This window comes from Citricoccus alkalitolerans (assembly GCF_039528175.1).
In the GTDB taxonomy this organism is placed as follows: Bacteria; Actinomycetota; Actinomycetes; order Actinomycetales; family Micrococcaceae; genus Citricoccus; species Citricoccus alkalitolerans.
The window spans coordinates 128029-153988 of sequence record NZ_BAAALH010000002.1 but is presented as its reverse complement, the minus strand read 5'-3'; the positions used below and the strand labels follow the sequence as shown (position 1 = coordinate 153988).

At 66.6% G+C, this 25960-nt stretch carries 25 protein-coding genes; 14 read left to right on the top strand and 11 right to left on the bottom strand.

Features of this window, described 5'->3' with window-relative positions; translation table 11 throughout:
* Window positions 1–65: 65 nt before the first annotated feature.
* Window positions 66–308 (bottom strand): hypothetical protein, encoded by a 243-nt coding sequence (locus ABD134_RS06625; RefSeq protein ID WP_344227956.1) that lies wholly within the window; start codon window positions 306–308, stop codon window positions 66–68.
* Window positions 309–511: 203 nt separating this feature from the next.
* Between ABD134_RS06625 and ABD134_RS06620 the strand changes: the two genes are divergently transcribed.
* From ABD134_RS06620 to ABD134_RS06610, 3 genes are read left to right on the top strand one after another with little or no spacing between them, the layout of a single operon-like run.
* The gene (locus ABD134_RS06620; RefSeq protein WP_344227954.1) at window positions 512–1057 is read left to right on the top strand and encodes a UGSC family (seleno)protein; all 546 of its coding nucleotides are present in this window, start codon (window positions 512–514) and stop codon (window positions 1055–1057) included.
* On the top strand, window positions 1054–2178 hold the full coding sequence (locus ABD134_RS06615) for a hypothetical protein (RefSeq protein ID WP_344227953.1): 1125 nt from the start codon (window positions 1054–1056) through the stop codon (window positions 2176–2178). The genes ABD134_RS06620 and ABD134_RS06615 overlap by 4 nt, the downstream gene beginning before the upstream one ends.
* A 46-nt stretch (window positions 2179–2224) precedes the next feature.
* The gene (locus ABD134_RS06610; RefSeq protein WP_344227951.1) at window positions 2225–2512 is read left to right on the top strand and encodes a hypothetical protein; all 288 of its coding nucleotides are present in this window, start codon (window positions 2225–2227) and stop codon (window positions 2510–2512) included.
* 91 nt (window positions 2513–2603) lie between these two features.
* Here ABD134_RS06610 and ABD134_RS06605 read toward each other — a convergent pair whose 3' ends face one another.
* Genes ABD134_RS06605 through ABD134_RS06590 form a run of 4 tightly spaced genes read right to left on the bottom strand, consistent with a single transcriptional unit; the run spans window position 2604 to window position 6317 of the window.
* Window positions 2604–3731: an ABC transporter substrate-binding protein gene (locus ABD134_RS06605; RefSeq protein WP_344227950.1), complete on the bottom strand. Its 1128-nt coding sequence runs from the start codon at window positions 3729–3731 to the stop codon at window positions 2604–2606.
* The gene (locus ABD134_RS06600; RefSeq protein ID WP_344227948.1) at window positions 3728–4672 is read right to left on the bottom strand and encodes an IclR family transcriptional regulator; all 945 of its coding nucleotides are present in this window, start codon (window positions 4670–4672) and stop codon (window positions 3728–3730) included. Before ABD134_RS06600 ends, ABD134_RS06605 begins: the two co-directional genes overlap by 4 nt.
* The gene (locus ABD134_RS06595; protein ID WP_344227946.1) at window positions 4669–5466 is read right to left on the bottom strand and encodes an ABC transporter permease; all 798 of its coding nucleotides are present in this window, start codon (window positions 5464–5466) and stop codon (window positions 4669–4671) included. Before ABD134_RS06595 ends, ABD134_RS06600 begins: the two co-directional genes overlap by 4 nt.
* Window positions 5463–6317 carry an ABC transporter ATP-binding protein gene (locus ABD134_RS06590; RefSeq protein ID WP_344227944.1) on the bottom strand — a complete coding sequence of 285 codons (855 nt, stop codon included), beginning with the start codon at window positions 6315–6317 and terminating at the stop codon, window positions 5463–5465. The genes ABD134_RS06595 and ABD134_RS06590 overlap by 4 nt, the downstream gene beginning before the upstream one ends.
* A 151-nt stretch (window positions 6318–6468) precedes the next feature.
* Here ABD134_RS06590 and ABD134_RS06585 point away from each other — a divergent pair, with 151 nt between their 5' ends.
* The 4 genes from ABD134_RS06585 to ABD134_RS06570 are packed head-to-tail and all read left to right on the top strand — an operon-like array spanning window position 6469 to window position 10701.
* The gene (locus ABD134_RS06585) at window positions 6469–6939 is read left to right on the top strand and encodes a MaoC family dehydratase (RefSeq protein WP_344227942.1); all 471 of its coding nucleotides are present in this window, start codon (window positions 6469–6471) and stop codon (window positions 6937–6939) included.
* Window positions 6936–7868, top strand: coding sequence for an SDR family oxidoreductase (locus ABD134_RS06580; RefSeq protein ID WP_344227941.1), 933 nt, complete (start codon window positions 6936–6938; stop codon window positions 7866–7868). Before ABD134_RS06585 ends, ABD134_RS06580 begins: the two co-directional genes overlap by 4 nt.
* On the top strand, window positions 7865–9508 hold the full coding sequence (locus tag ABD134_RS06575) for an AMP-binding protein (RefSeq protein ID WP_344227939.1): 1644 nt from the start codon (window positions 7865–7867) through the stop codon (window positions 9506–9508). The genes ABD134_RS06580 and ABD134_RS06575 overlap by 4 nt, the downstream gene beginning before the upstream one ends.
* Window positions 9505–10701 (top strand): acyl-CoA dehydrogenase family protein, encoded by a 1197-nt coding sequence (locus ABD134_RS06570; protein WP_344227937.1) that lies wholly within the window; start codon window positions 9505–9507, stop codon window positions 10699–10701. The genes ABD134_RS06575 and ABD134_RS06570 overlap by 4 nt, the downstream gene beginning before the upstream one ends.
* Before the next feature lie 54 nt (window positions 10702–10755).
* On the opposite strand, the gene ABD134_RS06565 is transcribed toward ABD134_RS06570, so the two are convergent.
* From ABD134_RS06565 to ABD134_RS06555, 3 genes are read right to left on the bottom strand one after another with little or no spacing between them, the layout of a single operon-like run.
* The gene (locus ABD134_RS06565; protein WP_344230761.1) at window positions 10756–11553 is read right to left on the bottom strand and encodes an ABC transporter ATP-binding protein; all 798 of its coding nucleotides are present in this window, start codon (window positions 11551–11553) and stop codon (window positions 10756–10758) included.
* Between the two features lie 40 nt (window positions 11554–11593).
* Entirely contained in the window at window positions 11594–12367 is a 774-nt protein-coding gene (locus ABD134_RS06560) for an ABC transporter permease (RefSeq protein ID WP_344227935.1), read from the bottom strand.
* Entirely contained in the window at window positions 12364–13209 is an 846-nt protein-coding gene (locus ABD134_RS06555; protein ID WP_344227933.1) for an ABC transporter permease, read from the bottom strand. The genes ABD134_RS06560 and ABD134_RS06555 overlap by 4 nt, the downstream gene beginning before the upstream one ends.
* 372 nt (window positions 13210–13581) lie before the next feature.
* On the opposite strand from ABD134_RS06555, the gene ABD134_RS06550 reads away from it, so the two are divergent.
* The 3 genes from ABD134_RS06550 to ABD134_RS06540 all read left to right on the top strand — a co-directional run bounded on the left by ABD134_RS06550 (window position 13582) and on the right by ABD134_RS06540 (window position 17640).
* Window positions 13582–14964, top strand: coding sequence for an FAD-dependent oxidoreductase (locus ABD134_RS06550; protein ID WP_344227931.1), 1383 nt, complete (start codon window positions 13582–13584; stop codon window positions 14962–14964).
* A 98-nt stretch (window positions 14965–15062) separates the two neighbouring features.
* Entirely contained in the window at window positions 15063–16193 is a 1131-nt protein-coding gene (locus ABD134_RS06545) for an NDMA-dependent alcohol dehydrogenase (RefSeq protein WP_344227929.1), read from the top strand.
* The gene (locus tag ABD134_RS06540; protein ID WP_344227927.1) at window positions 16132–17640 is read left to right on the top strand and encodes an aldehyde dehydrogenase family protein; all 1509 of its coding nucleotides are present in this window, start codon (window positions 16132–16134) and stop codon (window positions 17638–17640) included. Before ABD134_RS06545 ends, ABD134_RS06540 begins: the two co-directional genes overlap by 62 nt.
* A gap of 98 nt (window positions 17641–17738) precedes the next feature.
* Here the strand turns inward: ABD134_RS06540 and ABD134_RS06535 are convergent, their stop codons facing one another.
* Entirely contained in the window at window positions 17739–18548 is an 810-nt protein-coding gene (locus ABD134_RS06535; RefSeq protein WP_344227926.1) for an IclR family transcriptional regulator domain-containing protein, read from the bottom strand.
* 337 nt (window positions 18549–18885) lie between these two features.
* Here ABD134_RS06535 and ABD134_RS06530 point away from each other — a divergent pair, with 337 nt between their 5' ends.
* On the top strand, window positions 18886–19884 hold the full coding sequence (locus ABD134_RS06530) for an ABC transporter substrate-binding protein (RefSeq protein ID WP_344227925.1): 999 nt from the start codon (window positions 18886–18888) through the stop codon (window positions 19882–19884).
* A gap of 61 nt (window positions 19885–19945) precedes the next feature.
* Window positions 19946–21724: a dihydroxy-acid dehydratase domain-containing protein gene (locus tag ABD134_RS06525; protein ID WP_344227923.1), complete on the top strand. Its 1779-nt coding sequence runs from the start codon at window positions 19946–19948 to the stop codon at window positions 21722–21724.
* Window positions 21725–21728: 4 nt separating this feature from the next.
* Here the strand turns inward: ABD134_RS06525 and ABD134_RS06520 are convergent, their stop codons facing one another.
* Window positions 21729–23087, bottom strand: a complete 1359-nt coding sequence (locus ABD134_RS06520) for an MFS transporter (RefSeq protein ID WP_344227921.1) — start codon at window positions 23085–23087, stop codon at window positions 21729–21731.
* A gap of 205 nt (window positions 23088–23292) precedes the next feature.
* On the opposite strand from ABD134_RS06520, the gene ABD134_RS06515 reads away from it, so the two are divergent.
* Window positions 23293–24033 carry a PIG-L deacetylase family protein gene (locus ABD134_RS06515; RefSeq protein WP_344227919.1) on the top strand — a complete coding sequence of 247 codons (741 nt, stop codon included), beginning with the start codon at window positions 23293–23295 and terminating at the stop codon, window positions 24031–24033.
* Window positions 24030–24644, top strand: a complete 615-nt coding sequence (locus ABD134_RS06510) for an RraA family protein (RefSeq protein WP_344227917.1) — start codon at window positions 24030–24032, stop codon at window positions 24642–24644. The genes ABD134_RS06515 and ABD134_RS06510 overlap by 4 nt, the downstream gene beginning before the upstream one ends.
* A gap of 186 nt (window positions 24645–24830) precedes the next feature.
* On the opposite strand, the gene ABD134_RS06505 is transcribed toward ABD134_RS06510, so the two are convergent.
* Complete coding sequence (locus tag ABD134_RS06505; RefSeq protein WP_344227915.1) at window positions 24831–25853, bottom strand: VOC family protein; 1023 nt, start codon at window positions 25851–25853, stop codon at window positions 24831–24833.
* Window positions 25854–25960: the final 107 nt, after the last annotated feature.

Sequence of the window (25960 nt, the reverse complement as noted above, 5' to 3'; positions counted from 1 at the left end):
GTTTCCGGACCCGCTTCCGTGTTTCCTCGTGATGGGCGAGGGTACCGCGGAGTTGCGTTGGGTGTTCAGACGAGCTGGCCGTCGTCGCCGATCTCCGTGGGGTAGGTGATGTCGATCGATTCTGCGGCCGCACCGGTGGCGTTGGAGATCATGGCGGCCATCAGGTTCTTCGGTACCAGGCAGTCCCCGCAGACCCCGTCCTCAGCACGGATGCGGGCGTCGAGCCGTTCGCCAGAGTCGTCGATCGTCAGGATGTAGCCGTCCGCGGCCAGGGTCTGGCGCAGGTCGTCGAGGGGCTGAGCGGTCATGGTTCCTCCATGGGGTGGTGGGAGCCGAGGCTCCAGCGAGTCGTGTGAGCTCAATTGTGGGCATCGGACCGCCCGGGCCCGGGCGGTCCTTCCACTGCGCGGAACACCGGTCCGCCCTTCCGATCACCGGAAGTTCTCGTTGAGCAGGCGGGAGCGGGCTGGTTGTGTGTGGAGCACCACGAGTAGGAAACGGAGAACCGGACATGACCACCACGGAAGTGTTGATCGACCCCACAGGCGCTTCCGAGCGCGCCAGCGACATGACCCTCTCACCCAGGCCCGGCACCCTGGCCGGCCTGAGAGTCGCCCTGCTGGACAACACCAAGCCCAATGCCACCACCCTGCTGGAGGCCATCGGCGATGAGTTGCGCCAGCGCCACGGCATCGGCTCGGTGACGATGTACACCAAGGACTACTTCGGCACGCCGGTGAAGGACGAGCTGCGGGAAGAGATCGTCCGGGACTGCGACCTGGTGGTGACCGCCGTCGGAGACTGCGGTTCGTGCAGTGCGGCGACAGTGATGGACGGCATCATCTTCGAACGGCACGGACTGCCGGCCGTCAGCATCGTCAGCGACTCCTTCCTGATGTCCGGCCAGGCCATGGCCGCACTCCAGGGTTTCCCAGGCTATGACTTCCTGGCCGCGACCCATCCCATCGCTAGCCTGTCAGCGGAGGAGCTGAAAGGCCGTGCGGATGAGCTCATGGCCGGCGTGGAGCGCATTCTCGGCGCGGAGGTGATCGCGTGAACGGCCCCTTGGTGGAGACCCGGAGCGAGCTGACGCTGGAGGCCGACGCCCGGGGCATCCGGGACGTGCTGGAGCGGTACCAGGAGAACGGGTGGACGGACGGACTGCCCGTGGTGCCCGTGAGTGAGTCGATCGTCGAGGAGTTCCTGGCCACCTCGCCGCTGGACGCGGACGAGGTCCTGTTCGCCACCCCGCACCTGAACCGGGAGCTGACGGTCCGCTATGCGGCCATCAACGCGGCCCTGGCCGGCTGCCGGCCCGAGTACTTCCCCGTGGTGGTGGCGGCATGGAAGGGCATCGCCCAAGAGCCCAACCCGCGCAAGGGAATCTGGCAGTCGACCACTGGCACAGCCCCCTTCACCGTGGTGAACGGCTCCGTCCGGGAACGGCTGGACGTCAACTCCCGCGGCAACATCTTCGGCTCGGGGCACCGGGCCAATGCCACGATCGGACGGGCCATCAGGCTGGCCCTGATCAACGTCTTCGGACTCCGGCCGCACCAGTTGGACCAGGCCACCCAGGCCACCCCCGCGAAGTACACCGCCGTCATCGGAGAGAACCAGGAACAGAGTCCCTGGCCCTCCCTGCACACGGAGTACGGCTTCGCCGAGGACGACGATGTGGTCACCTCGTTCGTGATCCGCTCGGTCATGCACATCGAGGCCCGACACACCCAGGAGGCCGAACAGCTGGCCCTGGACTTCACGGATTCGATCACCCGCACGGGTGCCTTCATCCACGAGTACACCAACGCCCTGCTGGTGCTGAGCCCGGAACACGCTCAGGTCTTCGCCGGGGCCGGCTGGGACAAGGACCAACTGCGCCAGTTCATCTTCGAGCATGCCTACCGGAGCCGGGAGGATCTGGGCCGGGTGGGCAAGGACGCCATCTCGCACCACGCCCGGTGGCGGCTGGCGACCGGCCATCCGGATGCGATTGCGGACACCGCACAGGGGTCGCGGACCCCGGACCGGGTGCCGGCCCTGGCCGCCCCGGAATCAGTCCAGATCGTGGTGGCGGGAGCCAACAACGCCGGCGTCTCCGCTGTCGTCGAGGTCTTCGGGCTGAACCCACGGCTGCGGCCCTCCTCCTTCCACGCCATCGAATACCGGACACCTTGACCAAGCGGGAACATCGGCCGGAACCGGCCGGAGAAGGGAGCCCCTGATGGCTACCACCACTGGACCTGAGGCACTGGTCATCGATGCGGCGTTGGCCGACGTCCGGGTCATGATGGCCAGCGACGGCTATCAGCTCCTCTGGACTCAGGCCCCCGACTCAGCCTCTGACCCAGCCTCTGAAGCTGGAACCCGGCTCGCCGTCACCATCGAAGCGGGCCCGGAGGCCTGCGCCGACTGTCTGTCCCCGGCGCCGGTCATGGAGGCCATCCTCCAGAAGCAACTCGCGGGGACACCGTACACGGTCGGATCGGTGACCTTGCCGAGCGGCCACTGACTCCCACTCGCCAGCCTCCGCAGCATGATGCCCCGTCCGTTGAGGACGGGGCATCGTGCTGCGGGCGGTGAGGCGATGGACCGTAGGCGAGTCAGGCGGGCAGGAGGTCGTTGGTCATCCAGGACTCCGGGGAGTCCGCCGGCTCGATGCGGCCCGTGGTGACCAGTTCCTCGATGGAGGCGAGCCAGATCTCCTCATCGGTGACCAGCGGATCCGGTTCCTCATCATTGACGAAGTTCTGGACCTGCACGTCCAGGGCGGAGCGTGCCACCGCGTCGTTGTCCAGGCTGGCGAAGGAGTTCTCCTCCCGCAGCGCGTCGAGGGTCTTGGTCCGATCCGCGTCGTCCACCATGAAGGTCACCGCGTCCTGCAGCGAGGCCAGGAAGGCACGGAGCTGGTCCGGCTTCTCCTGGATGTGCTGATCGGTGGTGACGAAGTACTGGCGGTCGGAGATGACAGGGGAGAGGTCTCCGAGCACGATGGCGTCGGCGCCCTCCTGCATGTCCAGCAGGAGGAAGCTCTGGTCCGGACTGGAGATGTAGCCGTCGATCTGCCCGCGTTGGATCATCTCCCAGGACGCTGGATTGTCCGTGACCACCTGGAGGTTGACCTGCTCGGAGTCCACGCCGGCGTTCTCCAGGGTCAGGCGGAGGTTGTTCTCCGTGCTTCCGCCCTCGGAGGGGATGCCGATGGTCATGCCCACCATGTCCTCCGCTGCGGTGATGGGGCGCTCCTTCGAGAAGTTGATGCGCTGGGCCGGTCCCCGGGCGATGGTGGCGATGTTCACCACGTTCTGTCCCTGGGCTCGTGCCATGGCCAGGTCCACCGTGTTGCAGCGGGCCACGAGGCCGGAACCGGCGATCATCGCCTGCAGAGACGGCGAGGTGCCTCGTGCCACCTCGTAGCTGAGGTCGATGCCATGGGCGGCATCATGGCCTGCGGCCATGGCCAGCATCTCGGCGGCGAAGGACAGGGTCTCGAACGGCAGGAAGCTGATGTAGGTCACCTCGCCCAGGGAAGCCTCTCCGCCGCCGCCCGTGCCGCCTGCCTCGGCGCCGCAGGAGGCCAGGGCGCCGGCCCCGGCCACGGCCAGGACTCCGGCGCCGAAGCCGCGGAAGAGGGTACGCCTGCTGAGGCCGCGACCGAGCAGCCCGGAATCGCTTCGGAGTGGTCCCTGCGAAGAAGGGGGGCGAGGGGTCGGGATGGCGGGCCTGGTCATGAGTGATCTCCTCCGGAGTCGGTTGCAGTGCTGCGGGTCTGGCCGGTGCCGGCCTCGGCTGGCAGGGGGATGTGCTGTTCCAGGGCCGTGCGCTGGATGGAGCGCGCAGTGCTCCGGACGAGCAGCCCGTAGGGGGTGTTGGAGGTCCCCTCGGGGACCACGATGGAGATGGCGGCCACCGGCCGGCCCTGGCGGTCCAGGATCGGTGCCCCGATGCCGACGCGAGGGAAGGTTCTGTTGTTGTTGACCGAGTACCCGGCGGTCCGCGTCTCAGCCAGGGCCGCCCGGACGGCGCCGGCAGCATCGGCACCGGTGCACTGCCGCTCCTCCAGCCGGGCGAGGTACCGCTGTTGGGTGCCCGGGTCCTGGAAGGCCAGCAGGGCCATGCCCACCGCTACCACATGGTAGGGGTCCCGTTGGCCGATGCGAGGACGCTCATTGCCCGGACCGCGGGGCCGCAAGCTTTCCACGGTGGTGATCTGCTGCCCGTCCGGGATACCGAGATGGACGGGGAATCCCGTGGTGGAGTAGAGGTCCTGCATGAAGGGCAGGGCCACCCGTTGCAAGCCGTGGGTCTTGGGCGCCAGCAGGCCGAAGTTCCAGAGATCCACGCCGATGCACAGCAGATCCTCGTCATTGCGGTCGAGCATCCCCAGGGACAGCAGCTCGCCGACCATGCGGTGGGTGGTGGTCAGCGGCAGCCCGGAACGTCGGCTCAGATCGGACAGGGTCAGGTGCGGGTGCTCGTGGTCGAAGGCGGCAAGCAGCCGGTGCAGGCGGCCGAGGACGGACCGCCGCGGATGGTCCGCGGCCGGCCCGCGCTGCGGCGGTGGGAGGGTTGCCCCGGAAGCGGGCACGGCGACGAGGCGCGGAGGGCGCTGGCCCTCGCCGCCCCGGGTGTACCGGCCAGCCACGGAAGAGGATGCACCGAGGGCGGTCATGCCACGTTCCCCTGCTGTGAGTACACGGACTCATGCCACGGGATCAGGAAGCGCTTCAGGATGAAGACCGCCCCGTAGAGCACCAGCCCCAGGGCGGCGAGCAGGACGACCACGCCGAACAGTCCGGGGGCATCCAGCTGGTTCAGGGTCCGTACCACCATGTAGCCGAGGCCCTCGTTTCCGCCGAGGTACTCGCCCACGATGGCCCCGATCACGGCGAACACGATTCCGGTCTCCATGCCTGCCAGCAGGTACGGCATCACGCTGCGGAAATCGAGGTTGGTGAAGCGCTGCATCTTGCCCGCGTTCAGGGCGGTCATGACGTCCCGGTGCCCTGGGTCGATCGACTTCACCCCCAGCAGGACATTCAGCATGATCGGGAAGAAGGCCAGCATGGCGGCGATGATGACCTTGGAGCTCATGCCGAAACCGAACCAGATGACGAACAACGGCACGAAGGCGACCTTCGGCACCACCTGCAGCAGGACGATGATCGGCCGGACCGTCATCTCCAGCCAGGCCACCTTGCCCAGGACGACGCCCACCAGGACGCCGAGGACCACGGCCAGCAGGAAGCCCATGATGATCTCCGAGGCGGTGATCCACGCGTGGCCCCACACTTCCGGGTCCTGGACCAGTTCTCCCAGCCGCTCGGCGATCATGGAAGGCGGTGGCAGGATCAGCGTGGAGACGTCGAAAGCTCGGACGCTGATCTCCCAGACGGTGCACAGCATCACGATGAGCAGGGGCGCGCCGACCCAGGGTAGGAGTCTTCTCAACCGTGACGAGTTCATGATTCCTCGCTTTCCAGAGCGTGCCGGAGATCGCGGACGGTCGAGCCGAAGGCCTCGGTGGCCTGGACGTCGAGCGGGCGCGGGCGGTCGAGGCGGACCTCAACGATGGACTGGATGCGTCCCGGGCGGGGGGTCAGCTGCACCACCCGGTCCCCGATGAAGACCGCCTCGGCGATGTCATGCGTGACGAAGACGACGGTGGCCTCCGTGGCCTGGGTGATGCGCTGGAGTTCCAGATTCATCTTCTCGCGGGTCAGGGCGTCCAGGGCGCCGAAGGGTTCGTCCATGAGCAGCAGCTCGGGGTCCCTGCTCAGGGCTCGGGCGATGGCCACTCGCTGACGCATGCCGCCGGAGAGCTCACGCGGGTAGGACTTCAGGAAGTCGCCCAGTCCCACCAGGTCGGCCAACTCGGTGGCCCGGCGCCGGCGCTCAGTCTTGCCCACCCCCCGGAGCTTGAGGGGCAGGGCGATGTTGTCCGTGATGTCGAACCACGGGAACAGGTGGGGCTCCTGGAAGACCACCCCGAGTTGCTCCAGCACTCCGCTTTCCACGGCATGTCCCTTCCAGAGCGGCTTTCCGGAGACGTAGACGTTGCCCTCGGTGGGCGGCAACAGTCCGGCCATGATCCGCAGGAGGGTGGACTTGCCGCAGCCGGAGCGGCCGATCAGGGAGACGGTCTCGCCTTCGGAGATGTCCAGGTTGATGTCTTGAAGTGCCTCGGTGCGCTGGGTCTTGGTGGCGAACACCTTGGACACGGATTTGATGGAGAAGGTGGCCGGTGCCGCCTCCGGTGGGTTGTTCTCAGGCGTGGGGGCGTCTGCTCTGACGTCTGCTGGGCTGGTCTGCACCACGGATGGACCTCCTACAAGGGTGAGGTGGATCACAGTCACGGTAACCGGGGCTGACGCGGGCCAGAACGGTCCCTTCCGAAGAACGGAAGGAGGGTGGAGGCGCGGCTTCCTGTCCCCCTATGTTTCAGGCAACCTGAGAAAGGGAATCCGTATGAGCACCCCATTGACCACACCGGTGATCGTGTCCCTGGACGACTTACCCGGCCTGCAGGGCCGGACCCTGGGCCCCTCTGACTGGCGGACCATCAGCCAGGAGGACATCGACGTCTTCGCAGACCTGACGGGAGACCACAACCCGATCCACGTGGATGAGGCTTTCGCCGCGAGCAGCGTCTACGGCACGCGGATCGCCCACGGCCTGCTGTCCCTGAGCATCGTTGTGCCTCATCTGGCGCAATTGTGGAAGGTGACCGGGGCTGGCGTCGGGATCAACTACGGCCTCAACAAGGTGCGGTTCCCGGCGCCCACGCCGGCCGGCGCCCGGGTCCGGGCTGGGGCCGAGGTGCTGGAGGTGACGGAGCTCGACGGCGGATGGCAGGTCGTCCTGAAGGTCACCTATGAGCTCGAGGGCGGGGAGAAGCCCGTCTGCGTGGCCGAATTCGTCCTGAGGTACTACCGATGAGCGTCCCCACGCCCGGTGGCCCCACGCGTCTTGACGGCCGGGTCGCTGTGGTGACCGGTGCGGGACGGAGCCTGGGCCAGGCCTACGCGCTGGCCCTGGCCGCGGCCGGAGCCGCCGTCGTGGTCAATGACCTGGACGGTTCCACGGCGGACGCCACCGCCGAGCGGATCCGGGCTGCCGGGGGCCGCGCCGTCACCGTGGTGGCCGCCGTGGGCACGGCGGCCACGGCACAAGAGCTCGTGAACGCGGCGATGGAGGAGTTCGGCCGGCTGGACATCATGGTGGCCAACGCCGGGGCGCTGCGGGACCGCGTGCTGTGGAAGATGTCCGACGAGGACTTCGACCTGGTTATCTCCTCCCACCTCCGCGGCGCCTTCACCTGCGGCCGAGCGGCCGCCGTGGCGATGCGCGACCAGGGTGAGGGAGGACGGATCATCCTGATCGGCTCCCCCGCAGGGCAGTTCGGCAGTTTTGGTCAGACCAATTACGCCGCGGCGAAGGCGGGCCTGGTGGCGATGGCACGGACGTGGTCCCTGGAGCTGGCCCGGGCAGCCATCACGGTCAATACCGTGGTTCCCACGGCCCTCTCGCCCATGACGGCGACCATTCCCGCCTATGCGCAGGTCTACGAGGACTTCCTCCAAGGTCATCCCATTCCCGCCATCTACCGGCGGGAGCATGCCCTCGGTTCTCCCGATGACGTGGCGCCGCTGGTCGTCTGGCTCGCCTCTGAAGCCGCCTCGGATGTGACGGGTCAGGCCATCGGACTCGGCGGGGACCGCCTGACGCTCTACTCCCACCCGGACGTGCTGCGCACCCTGGACCACGACGGCGGCTGGTCGCCGGAGGCGATCGACGGCGCCTGGCACGGAGGCCTGGACGGCCAGGCTCAGCCGTCCGGTCCGCGGTCCGCCCGGGAGGGGGCATGAGCGGCCAGCACAGCCTCGTCTGGCAGGGGATCGGCGCGGCCTGTCCGGACCGGACGGCCGTGGTGGGCGCCGACGGACGGACCTGGAGCTACGGACAGCTGACCCGCGAGGCCGCCGGACTGGCCCAGGCCTTGGAGGACCACGGCGTCCGCCCTGGTGACCGCTTGGCGATCCTGTTGTACAACCGGCCCGAGTTCCTCATCGCCGTCTACGCGTGCCTGGCCACCGGGATCATCCCGGCGCCGCTCAACTACCGGCTCCGCTCCAGCGACTTGGCGGAACTGCTGGAGGACTCCCAGGCCGCCGCCTTGGTGGCGCCGGACTCGCTCGAGGAGATCGTGGACGGAGCGCTGGATCTGCTCGCCTCCCCGCCCGTCCTGATCCGGGTGCAGGACGGGCCGGGGCTCCCGGCAAATCGGGCCGCAACGGGTGCCGCGCCCGGTTCGCTGGCTGTCCTGCCGTGGGACACGGCCGTGGCCCGGGACGGTCATCTCCCGCCGTCTCCCCCCGAGGACGCGGAACTCTGGATCTACACCGGCGGCACCACGGGACGGCCCAAGGCGGCACGGTGGATGGCCTCCGACCTGTTTGCCTCGCAACTGTTCAGCACCTACACGGTCCTGGGGCTGGAGCCTCCCGGCGATGTGGCCGGAGCCGTGGCCGCCGCGTTGGACGCGGGCACGCCACACGTGGTCACCCTGCCCCTGGCCCCGTTCATCCACGGGACCGCCCTGACCGTCTCCCTCAGCACGCTGGTCCTGGGCGGGACGGTCCTCACCACCGATTCGCCCCGCCTGGACGGGGAGGCCGCAGTCCAACTCGCCACGGAGAGAGGGGCCACCCGCCTCGTGGTCGCTGGTGACGCCGTCGCCCTCCCCGTGCTGGACGCCGCCGTGCGGCTGGGCGTCCGGCTCGGCCACCTCACGTCCGTCTACAGTTCGGGGATGCGCTTCAGTCCTGAGGCCAAACGCCGCTTCCACGAGCAGGGCAACGTCTCCATCGTGGACCTGCTGGCCACCACCGAGGGTGGCGGTTTCGCCGTCACCCGGACCGAGGGGGCAGAGGACCTGCCGGGACGTCCGCGACTGTTCCCCACCGCCGTCGTGCTCGATGAGGGCCTCAATGAGGTCCAGGACCGTGTCGGCGCACTGGGAATCCTGGCCTCCCACGGCGCGCTGCCCCGCGGATACCACGGTGATGAACAGAAGACGGCGGAGACGTTCCCGGTGATCCGCGGAAGGCGGCATGTGGTGCCCGGCGACTGGGTCCGCGTCCTGGAGGACCGCCACATCGAGTTTCTGGGCCGCGGCAGCTCCGTGGTCAATACCGGAGGTGAGAAGGTCTATCCGCAGGAGGTGGAGGAGGCCCTGCTCAGTCATCCCTCGGTCCTCGACGCCGTAGTGGTGGGGCTTCCGGACGCACGCTTCGGGGAGATCGTGGCTGCGGCCGTCGCCGTGCAGGACGCGACGACAGCCGCAGCCATCCTGGACCACGCAGCCCCCCGGTTAGCCGGCTACAAGAAGCCCCGGCACGTGATGGTCCGGTCCCTGCTGGAACGGAGCCCCCAGGGAAAGCTGAACCTCGCCCAACTGCGCCTGGACCTGACCCGCGACCGCGAAGCCCGCGGAAGGACACCATGACTGAGGCCGCCGTTCAGCATGAGACCGAGCTGACCTATCCCGGTGACCTGCTCGGGTTCGCCGCTGACCTGACCGCCCCGGAGCGGGCCAAGCTGCTCCAACTGAGGGCCTACCTCGACGAACACGTCCGACCGAGCCTCCCGGACCACTGGGAGCGCGCGGCCCACCTCGGCCACCTCCGCGGGCCGCTGGCCGAGATGCGGCTCGTGGACGACCCTGCCCTCGTGGACGGTGAGGGCCGGACCCGGGCCCTGTACCGGGGGTTCCGCAGCGTCGAGTTGTGCCGTGCCGACCTGTCCGTGTCCATGACCTATGGCGGCCAGGTAGGGATGTTCCGCACCCTCGTACTGGAGGGAGGGAGCCCCGCGCAGGTGGCCGACTGGGACCGGGACATCATCGACTTCCGGATGACCGGCTGCTTCGCCCTCACCGAGCCCGAGCACGGATCGGACATCGCCGGCGGCCTGTCCACCACAGCTCGCCGTGAGGGCGAGGGGTGGGTTCTCAACGGGGCCAAGCGGTGGATCGGCAACGCCACGATCTCGGACCATGCCGTGGTGGTGGCCCGGGAGGAGGGCGGCGACCGCGTCCTGGCCTTCCTGGTCCCCGCCGAGTCGCCGGGCGTGGAGATGTCCGTGATCCAGCACAAGGCGGCGCTGCGGACCGTCCACAACGCGGACATCACCCTGCGGGAGGTCTACGTCCCGGACGACCTGCGGTTGCCGCGCATCGCCTCGTTCGCGGACCTCAACCGCGCCTTCCGCACCCTGCGCCCCGAGATCGCCTGGAGCTCCGCCGGCATGCAGCTGGCCGCCTACGAGGCAGCCCTGCGATATGCGCAGCGGCGTGAGCAGTTCGGCCGCCCCATCGCGTCCTTCCAGCTGGTGCAGGACAAGCTGGTGCGGATCGTGGAGAACATCGCCCAGACCCTTGCCCTGGCCGTGCGCACCACCACGCATCCCGTGGCGGATGACGTGGCGCCGAGCCTGATCAAGCTGGTGGCCGGCAACCGGCTCCGCGAGTCCGCGGCCCTGGCCCGGGAGACCGTGGGCGGCAACGGCCTGCTCCTGGAGAACGACGTGGTCCGCTACTTCATGGATGCCGAGGCCATGTACACGTTCGAGGGCACCCGCGAGATGAACACGCTGATCCTCGGGCGCGCCCTGACTGGGCACAGCGCATTCGTTCGTTAGCCACCAGGCTCGGGACGGCCACCTGTGCCGGAATCCCGACAGACTGGCCGGCGTTCAGGGGGAGGGCTGTGCCACCGGGACCGGACGGGTGTCCTCGGCCCGGAAGCCGCGCTTGGCCAACTGGATCTGTTCGTAGACGTGGTGGCGATGGACAACGAACTGCTTCATAGACCGGGTCTCCAGCTGGTCCCGCTCGGGGGGCAGGTCGATGCGGACATCGTCCTGCACCACGGTGGGGGACGAAGACAGGATGATGACCCGTTCACCGAGGTACACGGACTCGTCGATGTCGTGCGTGACGAACAGGACCGTCAAACCCAGCTTCTTCCATACCGATCGGACGAGGTCCTCTAGGTCGGCGCGGGTCTGGGCGTCGACGGCGGCGAAGGGCTCATCCATCAACAGGATCTCAGGACGGTAGGCCACGGCCCGGGCAATGGCGACGCGCTGCTGCATGCCGCCCGAGAGCTGCCACGGGTAGGACTGGGGCACGTGCGCCAGGCTCACCGCGTCGAGTGCTTCGGCCACCCGTTCGCGACGTTCGGCCGGGGCAATACCCGCGGCCCGGAGCGGCAACGCCACGTTGTCCTCGACTTTGAGCCAGGAATACAGCGAACGCCCGTATTCCTGGAACACCAGCGCCATGTTGCGGGGCGGCCCGGCTACGCGCTCGCCGTCCAGGACGACCTCACCCGATGTCGGCGACATGAGCCCCGAAATGCACTTGAGGAGCGTGGTCTTGCCGGATCCCGAGGGCCCCACGATGCACGCGAACTCCCCCCGGCGCAGGTCGAAGGTTAGGTCCCGGACGGCTTCCACCGGCCCTCCCGGAGTGGGGTAGACCTTCTTCATGGACCGGACGGACAACAAGATGTCGCTGTTGCTCTGGGTGTCAACCACTGGTTTCCAACTCCCTTTGTGCGTAGTACCAGGACAGGATCCGGCGTTCGAACCACCGGAAGGCGAGTGCCATGAGGATGCCGACCAGCCCCAGGACCACCACGCCCGCCCACATGGGGCCATTCTGGAAGGTCCGCTGGAAGTAGATGATCGAGAAGCCCAGGCCGTTGGTGGCGGCATACATCTCCGAGGCGACCATCAGGATCAACGCGATCGGCAGGGACAGCCGAACCCCGGTCACGATGCGGGGCAGTGCGGCCGGCAGGAGGAAAAACCGGAGTCGGGTCATGCCGCCGATGTTGTACGAACTCGTGGTGTCCCGCAGGACAGGGTCCACGGACCGCACGCCGTCCACGGTGTTGAGCAGGACCGGCCACAGGCAGCCGAGGGCAATGAGAAACACCTTGGTCTCGTCGCCGATGCCGATCACCATCATGAGGACCGGTAGCAGCACCGGTGGCGGGATGGCGCGGACGAACTCCAGGATCGGTCCCATGATCTTTCGGACGGTGAGGTTGGAACCGATGAGGACGCCAAGGACGATGCCACCGACTATCGCGATCGATAGGCCGCTGAGCAGCCGGACGATCGAGGGGACCACGTGCTCGAGGAAGCGCGAGTTGGCCCAGGTTTCCCACAGGTCCGTGAGGAGGGCCCCCGGCTTGGGGATGAAGGGGTTGGTGTTGCCGAGGGTGGCCACCCACCACAGCAGGACCAGGAGGAAGGGTAGCGCCACCATGGCGGAGATCGAGCGTGCCTTGGTCATGCCGGCTGCTCCGATCGCACGGAGGGATGCCAATGCAGGGCCCGGTTCTCGATGAACTTCATGCCGTAATTGATCGCCAGCCCGAGGACACCGGTCAAGAGGGCCAGCGCGTAGACGGTGGACACGTTGCCTGCGCTTTGGCTGGTGGCGATCAGTTCCCCCAGCCCGGGCGTTCCCACGACCAGCTCGATAGTGATGCCGACGACGAGGGCGATGGTCCCGCAGAGCCTCAGCCCGGTCATGAGGAAGGGCAAGGCCGTGGGGAAGGTCACGAACCGGGCCCGCCAGGCCCAGCCGAGGCCATAGCTGCGTGCCGTCGATTCGGCGACCGGGTCGACGTCGTCGATCCCGCTCATGACGTGGACGAGGATGACCCAGAAGCACGCCCACACGATGACGAAGACGGTGGCGGTGGAGTTGATCCCGAAGAGCACGATGGCGATGGGGATCAAGGCAACCGAAGGAATGGGCCGAAGGAATTCGATGGTCGACGTGGTGTAGCGGATCAGCACCTCGCTGGAACCGATGACCAGTCCAATGGCGGCGCCGGCGGAGAGGGAGATGGCCACTCCGATGAGCCACGAAAGCATGGTGTCGCCCAAGGCCTCCCAAAAGACTGGGTCGGCCAACAGGGAAACCAGCTGGACCATAACCACGCCGAACGGGGGCAGGTAGTCGCCGTCGACCAGGCCGATCCGTGGGGCCAGCTCCCAAACGCCCATGAAGGCGACCACGCCAATCGCCCCTAGGAGCGGGGTGGACCAGGGGTTGTCATGGAACGAGGCGCGCTGGGGAGCGGGGATCCCGGTGGTAGGCGCCGGTTCTTCGATGATGGTTTCCACGCTTCTCCTCGTGCGGTCCAGTCGGACCGGTTCGGTGGCAGATGGGCTGTGGTTGAAGCGATGCTGGCATAATCCTCAAACCATGTCTAGCGATTTCTGTACGTTTGTTGATTCATGTGTACGCATGGCGTGCATGAAGTCATGGTTCAGGCCACCACGCCAGGGCGCCTGGCGCAACGCCATGGGGTTTCCGTCGTTCGGAAGAATGCTCGACGGGTGATCCCTCTCCGTTGTACGCTTCAGAAACGAGTGAACCACTATGCGTACACACGAGTCGCAGGATGGACACATGGCAAGACTGTTCAGAGGGCGGCCGCTGTTGCGGCGGGACCCCGGGACTCGAAGCAGTCCGTCTGAGGAAGGGGACAATCAGTGCAGCAGTCCATACACGAGGCGGCACGGGAGACACCTGTCATCGGGGAATACGACGTCGTCGTGGTCGGAGGGGGCCCGGCCGGGCTGATGGCTGCTGCGGCCAGTGCCCGCGAGGGCCGAACCACGGTGCTGATTGAGCGGTACGGATTCCTGGGCGGCGCCGGGACCATGGGCGGACTCAGCACCTTCTGCGGTCTCCATGCCCGGGTCCATGGCGAACACCGCCGGGTCGTCCGTGGGTACACGGATGAACTGTTGGACCGGCTGGACCAGATGGACGCCCTCAGCGAACCGCATCTGAGTGTGCAGAACCGGATCCAGGCCCAAGCCTTCGACATTTCCGCCTACAAGATCGCCGCCGACGATTTCCTCGCGGCCAGCGGAGTGACCCTGCTGTTCCACACCAGTGTGGTGGGCGTTGTCATGGACTCGACGGAACGGATCGATGCGGTCTTGGTGGAATCGAAGTCCGGTCGGGGTGCCCTTCGGGGACAGGTTTTCATCGACGCATCCGGTGACGCCGACGTGGTGCGGTTCGCGGGCGCCCCCCGGGAAAAGTCCCCGGACCTGCTCTTCCCCTCCCTGATGTTCCGCATCAACGGCGTGGACCACCAGAAGGCCGGACGGGCCTGGGAAACCGTGGCCCGGATCATGGATGAGGCGGAAGAGCGTGGCGAGAGGACGTTCCCCCGCAAGAAGCCGATCGTCCGGCCACAGCGCAATCCCCTGGAATGGCGGGCCAACCTCACGCAGTTGTCCAACGAGGACGGCAGTGCGGTGGACGGCACGGACGTCTGGCAACTGAGCCGGGGGGAATTACAAGGGCGTCAACAGGTCCGGGACGTCTTTGGCTTCATCCGCGACAACACCCCAGGCTTCGAGAATGCCTACGTGGTGGACATCGCCCCCCAGATCGGCATCCGGGAAACGTACCGGTCCGTGGGACGGTACCAGCTCAGCGAGGCCGACATCCTGGATTGTGTGGACTTCCCGGACGCGATCGGCGTCCAGGGGTGGCCGGTCGAGGCGCATGTCGAGGGAACCGTGGAATTCCGCTTCCCCACGGCCGGAATCGACTCCCGTGGATTCAATCAATTGCCCTACAGGATGCTGGTTCCGCAGCAGGTGGTGAACCTGTTGACCGTGGGACGATCGGCATCCATGACCCAATGGGGTCAGTCGTCCGCACGGGTGACGGGACCCTGTTTCGTCATGGGGCAAGCAGCCGGCCTGGCTGCCCACCTGAGTCTCTCGGCGGGAACTGAGGTCGGCGAGGTCGACGTCCCTGCACTCCAACAACGGCTGGAGGCCACCGGGGCCTATCTGGGAACCGAGCTTGCCCCGGACCTTTCCGCCGTTTCCGCTGGCCGCACGCCGTAGAACCATCACCACGCCGTCACCACACCGCTGACACCACAGAGATGCGGGCCCGCTACCGTGGGCCCACCACGACAGGCCCACCATCACAAGGAGTACACATGCCGATCCGGACTAAAGCAGCCATTGTGCGTGACCAGCCGGGGAAGTTCGAGGTTGTGGATGTCTTGCTGGACGAACCGCGCCAGGGGGAGATTCTAGTCAAGATGGTCGCCAGCGGGCTGTGCCACTCGGACTACCACCTGCTCTCAGGGGACAGCCAGGTGGGCATCCTCCCGATCGTCGGCGGACACGAGGGCACCGGGGTCGTGGAGCAAGTCGGGCCCGATACGCCCGGCTGGGCCGTGGGGGACAAGCTCGTGTTCTCATTCATCGGCAGTTGCGGCAAATGTCGGTGGTGCAGCGAAGGCATGACCAACCTGTGCGACCTGGGTGCCTTCCTCATGCAGGGAAGCCGCTTCCGCGATCCCGATACCTACCGATTCTCCCTGCCGGATGGCTCCCCTGTCGGCCAGATGTGCGGTCTCGGGACCTTCGCCGAACGGACCGTGGTGGACGTCAACTCCGCGGTGAAGCTGCCGGCCGAGGCACCGCTGGAGAAACTCTGGCTATTGGGTTGCGGCGTCGGCACCGGGTGGGGCTCGGCCGTGTACCTGGCCGGCATCCGGCCCGGAGATGTCACTATCGTCATGGGAATCGGTGGTGTCGGCATCAACGCCGTCCAAGGGGCCGTCCATGCTGGGTCCACGAGCGTTCTAGCTGTCGACCCGATAGCGTTCAAACGCGAGAAGGCCCTGGAGATGGGGGCGACGCACGCCTTTGCTGACATTGATGAGGCCGCGGATTTCGGCCGATCGATCACCAATGGGCAGGGCGCCGACCAAGCTATCCTCACGCCCGGTGTCCTGGCCGGGGAGCATATCGCCCAGGCTTTCGCTGCCGTGCGCAAGGCTGGCACAGTGGTGGTCACCGGCATAGCCCCAGCCTCCGAAGCGGTTATCCCGATCCAGCCGTTGGAGCTGACTCGTTACCAGAAGCGCCTGCAGGGATCCGTCTATGGAGGCAGCAATCCGCAGTCGGACATTCCGCGCCAGTACCAGATGTACCGCGCCGGGCAACTGAAGCTCGATGAGCTGATTTCGCGGACTTACACGCTGGATGACATCAACAATGGATACGACGATCTGCTCGAAGGGATCAACATTCGCGGGGGAGTCATCTTCGATGGGTGAACTCAGGCAACGGCCGAATCACTCAGTACGTTCACACTTCTTCTCCGGTGGAGAATTCACGGCCTCATGCGGTGCCGAGAGCATCGTGGTGACAAACCCCGCCGACGAAACAGAGGTGGGGCGTACCCCGCGTGGCAGCGAACGGGACATCGACCATGCCGTCTCCGCCGCGCGTCGGTCATTTGACTCTGGTCCCTGGCCGAGGTTGTCGCCTGCTGAGCGTGGCGAGTGGCTGGACAAGCTTGCAGATGAACTGGAGCGGCGTGGTGATGACATCGCTGCCATGATCACGGCCGAGATCGGGCAGCCGATCCGGGTCTCCACAGCGTGGGGCGGGAAAAGGCCGGTGGCCCACCTGCGTTACTACGCGCAAGTGGCACGTGATCTGCAGAACGAGTTGGAGAGGCCCAACGTGGCCCGACAGGGCACGTCCACCATTCGACGTGAGCCGTTGGGCGTCGCCGCGTTGATCGTGCCCTGGAATCATCCCTTCGCCTCGACCACACTCAAGCTTGGGCCCGCGCTGGCAGCAGGTTGCACAGTCGTCATCAAGCCCGCCGAGGAATCGCCTCTGGACATCTACATCCTCGCGGAGGCCTGCTTGAAGATCGGCCTGCCGGCTGGAGTGATTAATATAGTCCCCGGTGGTCGGGAAACCGGTCAGATCCTCGTAGCTCATCCGGGTATTGACAAGGTGGGTTTCACTGGATCCACGGCCGCAGGGCGTTCCATCGCCAGCAACATGGGCGCGCGACTACTCCCGGTGACGTTGGAGCTCGGAGGAAAATCAGCCGCGATCGTACTGGAATCGGCCGATCTGGACATGACGATGGACAGTCTGCGGGTTGCTAGTTTCGAAAACACCGGTCAGACCTGCGCGAGCATGTCAAGGGTCCTGGTTCCGCAGTCACGCTATGCAGAAGTGCGCGACCGCCTGTTGTCCGAGATGCGCAGTCTGCGTGTGGGTGATCCATGGGACCCGGACACCGATCTGGGGCCTCTAGTATCGGCCCGCATCAAGGACCGTGCGCTGGGCCTGGTTCGCCGCGCCGAAGATGGCGGTGTAGCGGCAACCAGAACCCACCAGGACCTGCCCAGCACAGGATGCTTTGTCTCCCCGGTGCTGATTGAGAAGGCTGCGATGGACAGTGAGATCGCCCAGACGGAAGTTTTCGGTCCTGTCGTCAGCCTCCATTCATATGGGTCTGTCGAAGAGGCCATCGACCTGGCCAATCAGTCCCAATATGGATTGGCATCTGCGATCTACGGGGACTCTGCGCAAGCGGAGTCTGTGGCACGGCGCATCCGGGCCGGCACTGTGGGAATTAACGGATACAAGCCCGACCTCAATCACCCCTACGGGGGATACAAGGAGTCTGGGATGGGGAGGGAATTCGCTCCGGAAGCAACGGCGGCCTATCAGAACATCAAGACCATCTGGCGCTGAAACAGCACCATCCTGATCCGTCCGAGCCGTTCGCCGGGCGGCATCAGAGCCGAACGGGGTGGGTTGCCCTTGGTACTTCCTGACTTGAGTGACGGCTGCTAGAAGCGCCGACCGCCCGATAGATGGGGGTTGGCGTAACGGTATTGGGCTGCAATGCGGTCGGCAGCCTCCCGGAGTACCGGGATAATCGTTTCACGCATGGCTTCTTCGTTTTCGCGCACCGTGGTCGAGGATACCGAGATGCCTCCGATGGCAACTCCGTCGTGGATGATCGCGACGGCGGCCGCGATCATCCCAGGGTTGAGTTCTTCCTGGGAGATGTCATAGCCCTGTTCCCGGATGGACGCCAAGCGTTCGCGCATCGCTGCGGCCGTTGCGATCGTGTTCGGAGTATGGACGTCGAAGGGGCTGGAGGACAGGAATTCCTCGAGCGCCTCAGTCGAGAGATGGGCCAATAGCACTTTGCCCGTTGCGGTGGCATGCGCTGGGAGCCGGGTCCCCACCCGAACGGAATGGGGCAAGGGCCGTCGGTCCTCTAAGCGGGCCACATGCAGGACTTCTCCGCGGTCCAAAGTGCCCACGCTGCACGTCTCGCCCGTGCGCTCGACCACGTCCGACATGAAGGGATATGAGACTTCCGGCAGGGAAGCAGCACCGAAGTACCCAACGCTGAGTTCCAGAATCCGAGGAGTGAGATTCCATAGGCCGTTGGCAGACTCTGCGTATCCCAGGTGGGCGAACGTCAGGAGGATGCGGCGCACTACCGGCCGTGAGAGTCCTACCGTATTAGCGATGTCAGCGATACTCAACGCCGAATTGCGCCCGTCGAATGCCCTTAGGACTTCCACCCCGCGCTCGATGCTCTGGATGCGGTCGCGGGAACGGGAATCGCCAGAGTCGTCTGCCATGGTCTGCCCCTCCTGGAGATTTATCTCGGATGGCAACGTGGTTCATCTTGTTGCCACTGCCATCGAGTGTACGCTCTGCGGTCCAACCACCTGGATCGCGACTAGGCGATGGTTCCCGTGGCAGTCGACACGATCAGGCGTGGAGTCCTTTCCAGAAGATATTCAGGGCAGATTCTGGGCCATGCTGGCAGCAAGGGGCCGAAGGAATGGCGAATCCTCAGTTGTACGCATAGTGGTCGCTTGAATCAAGGAATGTACAAATATCCCTGGACACCCTCTATGAGGTGTGTCACGATCTTGGCAGTCCGCGAAGATCAGGAGCACTGGAGGTTGGGCCATGAAGAATGGGAACAAGCGTCGAGGAATCATCGGTTCCGCAACCCTGTTGGCGGCGTCACTGGTTCTGGCTGGATGCGGAGGTGGGGCGGCCTCGGAAGCCGGCGGTGGAGCCGCTGAGGATGGTGTCCAGTCGGTGACGGCCGGAACTATCCCCGTCACAGACTCAGGCCCCATCTTCCTGTCGGAGGAGCAGGGCATCTGGGACGAACATGACCTGGACCTCACGATCGAGACAGCGAACTCCTCGCCGACCATCATCTCCGCCATCATGTCCGGCGACTACCAGATCGGCTACGGCGGGGTGACGTCCGTCTTCCAGGCCGTGGAGAACGGCATCGATCTGCAGATCATCGCCGCCGCCAGTGCCACGGCGGACGACCCGGACAACGGCATCAACGACATCCTCGTCCTGCCGGACAGCGAGTTCCAGACCGCGGCCGACCTCGAGGGCCACAAAGTGGCGGTCAACGCCCTCGGCGGCTACGTCCAGCTTCTGGCCATGATCGCCATCAAGGAAGAAGGCGGAAATCCCGACAACGTCGAGTGGGTGGAGCTGCCGGTTCCGGACCAGCCTGCGGCCCTGGAGAACGGCAACATCGATGCCTTCGTGGCTGGTGAGCCGTTCGGCACGCTGGGCCGCAAGGACGGCCTCAGGACACTGGCCAACCCCCACGCGTTGCTGAGCGACGGCGCTGTGGTGGCCGGCGTCTGGTTCGCGAGTCGTGCCGAGATAGAGGCCAATCCCGAGTACTACGGGGAGATCGTCGACGCCATCAACGAGGCAAATACCTATGCAGGGGAGAATGACGATGAATTGCGCGCGGCCATCGCGGATCTCACCGGCATCGACCCTGGTTTGGCCGCTGAAATCCGATTGGGTTCCTACGGGAAATATGACCTCAGCCCGGAAAACCTCCAGCCCCTCGCGGATGCGGCAGTGGAGTTCGGGGTCGTCCAGAACGCCCCGGACCTGGAGGCGATCATCTGGAACCCGTAACTGCAATGGCCGGCCCCTGTTCTCCGCCGTGGGGACGGGGCGGGCCGGAAAGGATCCGACGATGACATCACCCTCAATGCCGGACACCCCCACCACATGGCCACCGATGCGGAGCAACTTCCCCGTGGACTCCATGCGTTCTCTGGCCCGGCGGGCCGAGTGGAAGCCCCTGGGTGTCACTCCCGAGCAACTGGACTGGCCCAAGGTCGCCATCGTCAATACGTCCAATGACCTGGCGGCGTGCTTCGCCCATCTGGACGAGATCGTGATGGTGCTCAAGGAGGAGCTGCGGAGCCTGGGTGTGCTTCCGCTGGAGATCCGGACTTCCGCGCCGTCGGACTTCATCACGAGCGTCGGCCAGGCCGGCCGGTACGTGCTCCCGGCCCGGGACCTGATCACCAATGACATCGAGGTGATGGTCGAGGGGGCCCAGCTGGACGGGATGATCTGCCTCAGCTCCTGTGACAAGACCACCCCGGCCCACCTGATGGCCGCCGGGCGGCTCAATGTGCCGACGGTGATCATTCCCTGCGGTTACCAGCACTCCGGGTTGGCGGCGGACGGCAGCGCGGACATCGAGGAGGTGTTCCTCCAGGCCTCCTACCACTCCATCCGCGGGGGCGACCAGGGCCAGATGGAGTCGATGGCGGACACCGCCATCCGCGGCCCGGGGGTCTGTGCCGGGCTGGCCACCGCCAACTCGATGCACATGATCGCCGAGGTGCTGGGCATGGCCGTCTCTGGTGCGGCGCCCGTCCGCGCCGGCAGCGAGCCGATGTGGGACTCGGTCCGCCGGTCTGCCGCAGCCCTGGTGCACGCTCTTCGGAACGGCATCCGCCCCCGGGACGTCATCACCACCGGCGCCATCCAGGACGCCGTCACCGTCATGCTCTCCGTCGGAGCCTCCGTGAACACCATCAAGCACCTGCAGGCCGTGGCGGTCGAGGCGGGACTGGACATCGACGTCTGGGAGGCCTTCCGCACCCAGGGCCGCAGGGTTCCGCTGCTGGCCTCCATCCGTCCCAACGGCCCGCACCTGGTGGAGGACCTGGAAGACGCTGGCGGCACCGCCACCATCCTGCGGGAACTTGCACCCCTGCTGTCGCCCGCCACCGAGCGGATCACTGTGACGGGTGAGACGCTCGCCGAGCGTATCGGTGCCGCGCAGCCGGCGGACGGCACCATCATCCGCGGTCTGGACGATCCGTACTCCACCCAGCCCTCGATCGTGGTGCTCCGGGGCAGCCTGGCCGCCACCGGCTCGGTCTCCAAGCGGCCCATCCCGGATCCGGGACCCTATACCTTCACCGGACCGGCGAGGATCTTCCACTCCCGGGAGGAGGGTATCGAGGCCGTGGCCGAGGGCAGGGTCCAGGTTGGCGACGTGGTGGTCCTGCGCGGCCTCGGCCTGGAGGGCGGCCCGGGCATGGGATTCGTCTCCGGCCTCATCTTCGCGCTCGAGGGCGCTGGGCTGGCCGGCCAGGTCGGATTCGTCACCGACGGTCAGTACTCCGGACTGGCCAACTCCGGGGTCATGGTGGGGGAGGTCTCTCCCGAGGCTGCCACCGGCGGCGCCATCGGGCTGATCCAGGACGGAGATCCCATCGCGATCGATCTCCAGGCCGGTACCCTCGACGTACTGGTGGATCCGGAGGTGCTGTCGGCCCGGCCGCCGTTCCGGCAGCCCGAAGAACACGTGCCCGACGCCGGCCCCGTCGGCTACCTGGACCTGTACCGCAGCGCCGTCCAGCCCTTGGCCTGCGGAGCGGTGCTGTGTCCGCGCCCGGGCTCCGCCGCTCAGGCGGTCTGCGCCGCGGATGCCGGCCGGCCGGCGTCGTGATCCGCTACCGCGAGCTCTCCCAGGAGGCATCGAAGCGGCCGGTCCTCAGCGGCAGGATGGCCACCAGCGCCAGCGCGCCGAGGGCCAGGATGTACAGCGAGATCGGCCAGGAGGCGCCGAAGCTGGCATGGAGGCTGGTGGCGATCAGCGGGGCGAAGCCACCGCCGACGATCGAGCCGATCTGGTAGGCCGTCGAGGCGCCCGAGTACCGGACATTGGCGGGGAACAGCTCAGCCACCAGAGCCGCCTGCGGGCCGGCCATGAGCGACTGGGCAATCAGGAGGACGGCGAACCCGATCAGGATCAGCACCGGCTGCGCGGTGTCCACGAGCCAGAAGAACGGGAAGGCCCCCAGGATCACGAGCGCCGCGCCGGCCACGAAGACGGACTTCTGCCGGAACCGGTCCGCCAGCATGGCCCCCAGTAGCACCGTGACCAGGTGGACCACCGCGCCGCCGACGATCAACCAGAGCATGGAGGGCTGAGGGAGGCCCAGAGCCTCGGTGCCGTAGGAGAGCATGTACACGGAGTAGAGGTAGCCGATCGCGGGGGAGGCCGCGGAGGCCAGGCCGGCCAACAGGGTGGTCCAGCCGTGGTGGCGCAGCAGCTCGCCGAGCGGGAAGCGGTGGACCTCGTCGTTCTTCTGCGTCTGCTGGAAGACCGGGGAGTCCTCGACTTTGAACCGCAGGTAGAGGGCCACGAAGATCAGCAGGGCGGAGACCAGGAACGGGACGCGCCAGCCCCAGGCCTCGAAGGCCTCCGGGGCGAGGGTGGCCGTGACGAGGATGAAGACCAAGTTGGAGACGATGATGCCGACCGGCAGGCCCATCTGTGGGAACGCGCCGAACAGGGCGCGCCGGTTCCGGGGGGCGTACTCGACCGCCATGAGAACAGCACCACCCCACTCGCCGCCCACGCCCAGGCCCTGGACGAAGCGCAGCACCACCAGCAGGATCGGCGCCCAGACGTCGATGGTCGCGAAGTTCGGCAACAGGCCGATGCCCACGGTGGCGCCGCCCATCACCAGCATGGTGATCAGCAGCATCTTCTTGCGGCCGATCTGGTCACCGAAGTGGCCGGCGAGCAGCCCGCCGATCGGCCGCGCGATGAACCCGACCGCAAAGGTGGCGAAGGCTGAAAGGGTTCCGGTGATCGGGTCCTCGCTCGGGAAGAACTGCGGTCCGAAGATCAGGGCTGCCGCGGAGCCGTAGATGAAGAAGTCGTACCACTCGATGGCGGTGCCCACGAAGCTAGCGCCGAGGACCTTGCGCTGTTCGGCGGGGGTGGGGGCTGCCCCGCTGGCCGGCGGCGCCGGGGAGCGGGGTGTCTCTGCAGCTGGAGCGACGGGGTGGTTCGAAAGCAAGGATCGAGACCTTTCTCGGATCTGGTCACGGGGTGCATCGGTTGAGGTCGTCGTGGGGTGATCTGAAGCACATGTCACTATCCCGGTAGGGACTAGGATTGTCAACAATTTTGTTGTCAGTTTCCGGGGTTGGTGTCTAGGCTGGGAATCAGAGCGAGCCTCCAGCACCGGCGCACGGCGCTGGCACCCCGAAAGGAATCCCCCTATGACCAGCAGTTCCCCCTCTGATCGTTCCGCCGGCCGCCTCCTGGTGGTCGGGGCCCATTCGGCTGACTTCGTCTGGCGTGCTGCCGGGGCTGTCGCCACGTTCGTCCAGGCTGGCGGCGAGGCCAAGGTTGTCGCCCTGACCTACGGTGAGCGAGGCGAGTCCGGAGTCCTGTGGCAGGAGGAGGGGCAGACCGAGGAGAACGTTAAGCGCATTCGCCACCAGGAGGCCGAGAAGGCCTCCCAGCACCTGGGTGCCTCCTTCGAAGCCTTCGATCTGGGCGACTATCCCCTGGTCAACGACCACTCGGATATCGAGCGGCTAGCCGACCTGATGCGTGACTTCGCCCCCACCGTGGTGCTGACCCACCCGGACAAGGACCCCTTCAACCCGGACCATCCGGTGGCCTATGAGATGGTTCAGAAGGCCCGCCTGATGACCTCGGGAGCCGGCGTCGAGTCCGGGTTCAAGACCGCCCCGCCGAGCGAGTTCCTGGTCTTCGAGCCCCATCAGCCCGAGCTGTGCGGCTTCGTGCCGTCCGTCTTCGTGGACATCACCGCCGTCTTCGAGCAGAAGAAGGCCGCCATGGCCGAGATGAAGGCGCAGGTCTACCTGCAGTCCTACTATGCCGAGCGCGCGGAGCACCGCGGCAACCATGCCCGCAAGGTCACCGGGAACAAGGAGATCCGCCAGGCCGAGGCCTTCATGCGCCTGGTCCCGAACGTGGTGGACAGCCTGTGAGCATCCCCGCCGAGGCCGCCGCCCAGTTGTCAGAGGCGGATCTGATCGAGCGGTTCGCGGCCCTGCCGGTGGCCAACGTCGGCGACGCCATGGACCGTCTCAACGTGGTCGATTCCGGCATCCAGTCCGTGTGGCCCTCCGCCGGTGTGAAGATGGCCGGCCGCGCCGTCCCCGTGACGGTGGCCGGCGGGGACAACCTCGGCATCCACGAGACCATCCCCACCCTGCAGCCCGGAGACGTGCTCGTGGTCAACGGCCAGGCGGCCACCCACCGCGCCCTCATCGGCGAACTCATCGCCGGCCGCGCCATGGCCCAGGGCTGCGTCGGCTTCGTCCTGGACGCCAGCGTCAGGGACGCGGTGGACCTCGAACAGATGCGGTTCCCGGTCTTTGCCCGGGGCACGACGCCGGCCGGCCCCTACCGCAACGGGCCGTTCGTGGGCGGGGTGGCGGCCGCCGTCGGGACCGTGGTGGTGCATCCGGGAGATCTGGTGCTGGGGGACGACGACGGCGTCGCGGTCGTCCCGCGATCCCACGCGGCCGAGATCCTGGTCAAGGCCGAGGCCAAGCACGCCGCGGAGACGAAGCAGCGCGCCGAGATCGGGTTCTGACTCCGACCACCTGAGGTTACGAGCACGCTCCCCGTTGAGACACGCCGACGGACGCTGCGACGAGCGTGCTCGTAACTCTGGCCCAGGGTGGTGCCGGCTGCGGCGAAGCAGCGTGCTGCCGCTAGCCTCCCGGGGCGCAGAGGCGAACCACTGAAGCTCTGGGGCATGACCGGAGGATGCGCGAGGTCAGGACTCCAGGCCCTCGCCACGCTTCGTTGCCTCGTGCGGGTTCGCGGCAGAATCCGCGTCCTCCACCACGGGGGTGCCGTGGGTGTGGAAGGTCGGGATGGTCTTCATGCCCCAGGCCTGCCCCCGGGCGCGCTCTTCCTGGGTCCAGCCGACTGGCTTCCAGTCCGGGGCGAGGATCAGGCGTGAGCCCTGGTTGGCCAGTTCGATGCGATTGCCGCCCGGCTCCCACACGTAGAGGAAGAAACCCTGCTGGATGGCGTGCTTGTAGGGGCCGTACTCGATGAAGATGCCGTTCTCCAGGAAGATATCCGCGGCCTTGAGGATGTCCTCGCGCGTATCGGCGGCGAAGGCGACGTGGTGGAGGCGGCCCGGGGTGCCGGTCCAGTCGTCCGAATAGACCATGTCGTAGGACTTCTGTCCGAAGGTGTACCAGTGGGCCCCGACGTCGCCGTCGTTGAGCTGGATGAACTCGGTGGTGTAGCCGCCCATCACGTTCTCGGAGAACTCGCATACGCCGGCCATGTCCGAGGTGAGGTAGTTGATGTGGTCCAGGCGGCGGGCATTGGCGCCGAAGCCGGGGAATTTGGACGCCTGGTTCTTCAGTGCCGGTCGGTCCTCATCCGTGGCCTCGTACCACTCGGTGTCGAAATAGACCTCCATGAGATGCCGGTCTGGGTTCTGGAAACGATAGGTGCGTCCGCGACCCTGCTCGCCGTCCACCCAGCCCTCGCCGAGTCCGGTCGCCTCGATGCGGGCGACGGTGCGCTCCAGGGCCTCCGGGCTGTGGGCGCGCCAGCCCACCCGGCCGACGCCGGCGTGCTCCTTCTCGGTGAGCTTGATGGAGTAGGGCTCGTAGTCGTCCCAGCAGTGCAGGTAGGCGACCTCGCCACCGTTCTCCGTGGTGCGGCTGACCTCACGCATGGCCAGCAGGTCCCGGAAGAACCAGAGCGACTCCTCGAACTTCGGGGTGTACAGCTCGACGGTGGACAGGTGGGCGATGTCGCGGATGCGTTCGGTCATGGACGGGCTCCTGTGGGGACGGGGTGCTGCTCGGAGAGCGTGTCACGGATATTGAACAAGATTGTCAACAAAATCATAGACAGTTTGCGGGGCTATGGCTACGGTCA

Bases quoted from the DNA above. Each gene is read 5' to 3' on its own strand.
- ABD134_RS06625 (WP_344227956.1), bottom strand. From the start codon at position 308: ATGACCGCTCAGCCCCTCGACGACCTGCGCCAGACCCTGGCCGCGGAC.
- ABD134_RS06620 (WP_344227954.1), top strand. From the start codon at position 512: ATGACCACCACGGAAGTGTTGATCGACCCCACAGGCGCTTCCGAGCGC.
- ABD134_RS06610 (WP_344227951.1), top strand. From the start codon at position 2,225: ATGGCTACCACCACTGGACCTGAGGCACTGGTCATCGATGCGGCGTTG.
- ABD134_RS06605 (WP_344227950.1), bottom strand. From the start codon at position 3,731: ATGACCAGGCCCGCCATCCCGACCCCTCGCCCCCCTTCTTCGCAGGGA.
- ABD134_RS06600 (WP_344227948.1), bottom strand. From the start codon at position 4,672: ATGACCGCCCTCGGTGCATCCTCTTCCGTGGCTGGCCGGTACACCCGG.
- ABD134_RS06595 (WP_344227946.1), bottom strand. From the start codon at position 5,466: ATGAACTCGTCACGGTTGAGAAGACTCCTACCCTGGGTCGGCGCGCCC.
- ABD134_RS06585 (WP_344227942.1), top strand. From the start codon at position 6,469: ATGAGCACCCCATTGACCACACCGGTGATCGTGTCCCTGGACGACTTA.
- ABD134_RS06580 (WP_344227941.1), top strand. From the start codon at position 6,936: ATGAGCGTCCCCACGCCCGGTGGCCCCACGCGTCTTGACGGCCGGGTC.
- ABD134_RS06575 (WP_344227939.1), top strand. From the start codon at position 7,865: ATGAGCGGCCAGCACAGCCTCGTCTGGCAGGGGATCGGCGCGGCCTGT.
- ABD134_RS06570 (WP_344227937.1), top strand. From the start codon at position 9,505: ATGACTGAGGCCGCCGTTCAGCATGAGACCGAGCTGACCTATCCCGGT.
- ABD134_RS06565 (WP_344230761.1), bottom strand. From the start codon at position 11,553: ATGAAGAAGGTCTACCCCACTCCGGGAGGGCCGGTGGAAGCCGTCCGG.
- ABD134_RS06560 (WP_344227935.1), bottom strand. From the start codon at position 12,367: ATGACCAAGGCACGCTCGATCTCCGCCATGGTGGCGCTACCCTTCCTC.
- ABD134_RS06545 (WP_344227929.1), top strand. From the start codon at position 15,063: ATGCCGATCCGGACTAAAGCAGCCATTGTGCGTGACCAGCCGGGGAAG.
- ABD134_RS06540 (WP_344227927.1), top strand. From the start codon at position 16,132: ATGGATACGACGATCTGCTCGAAGGGATCAACATTCGCGGGGGAGTCA.
- ABD134_RS06535 (WP_344227926.1), bottom strand. From the start codon at position 18,548: ATGGCAGACGACTCTGGCGATTCCCGTTCCCGCGACCGCATCCAGAGC.
- ABD134_RS06530 (WP_344227925.1), top strand. From the start codon at position 18,886: ATGAAGAATGGGAACAAGCGTCGAGGAATCATCGGTTCCGCAACCCTG.
- ABD134_RS06525 (WP_344227923.1), top strand. From the start codon at position 19,946: ATGACATCACCCTCAATGCCGGACACCCCCACCACATGGCCACCGATG.
- ABD134_RS06515 (WP_344227919.1), top strand. From the start codon at position 23,293: ATGACCAGCAGTTCCCCCTCTGATCGTTCCGCCGGCCGCCTCCTGGTG.
- ABD134_RS06505 (WP_344227915.1), bottom strand. From the start codon at position 25,853: ATGACCGAACGCATCCGCGACATCGCCCACCTGTCCACCGTCGAGCTG.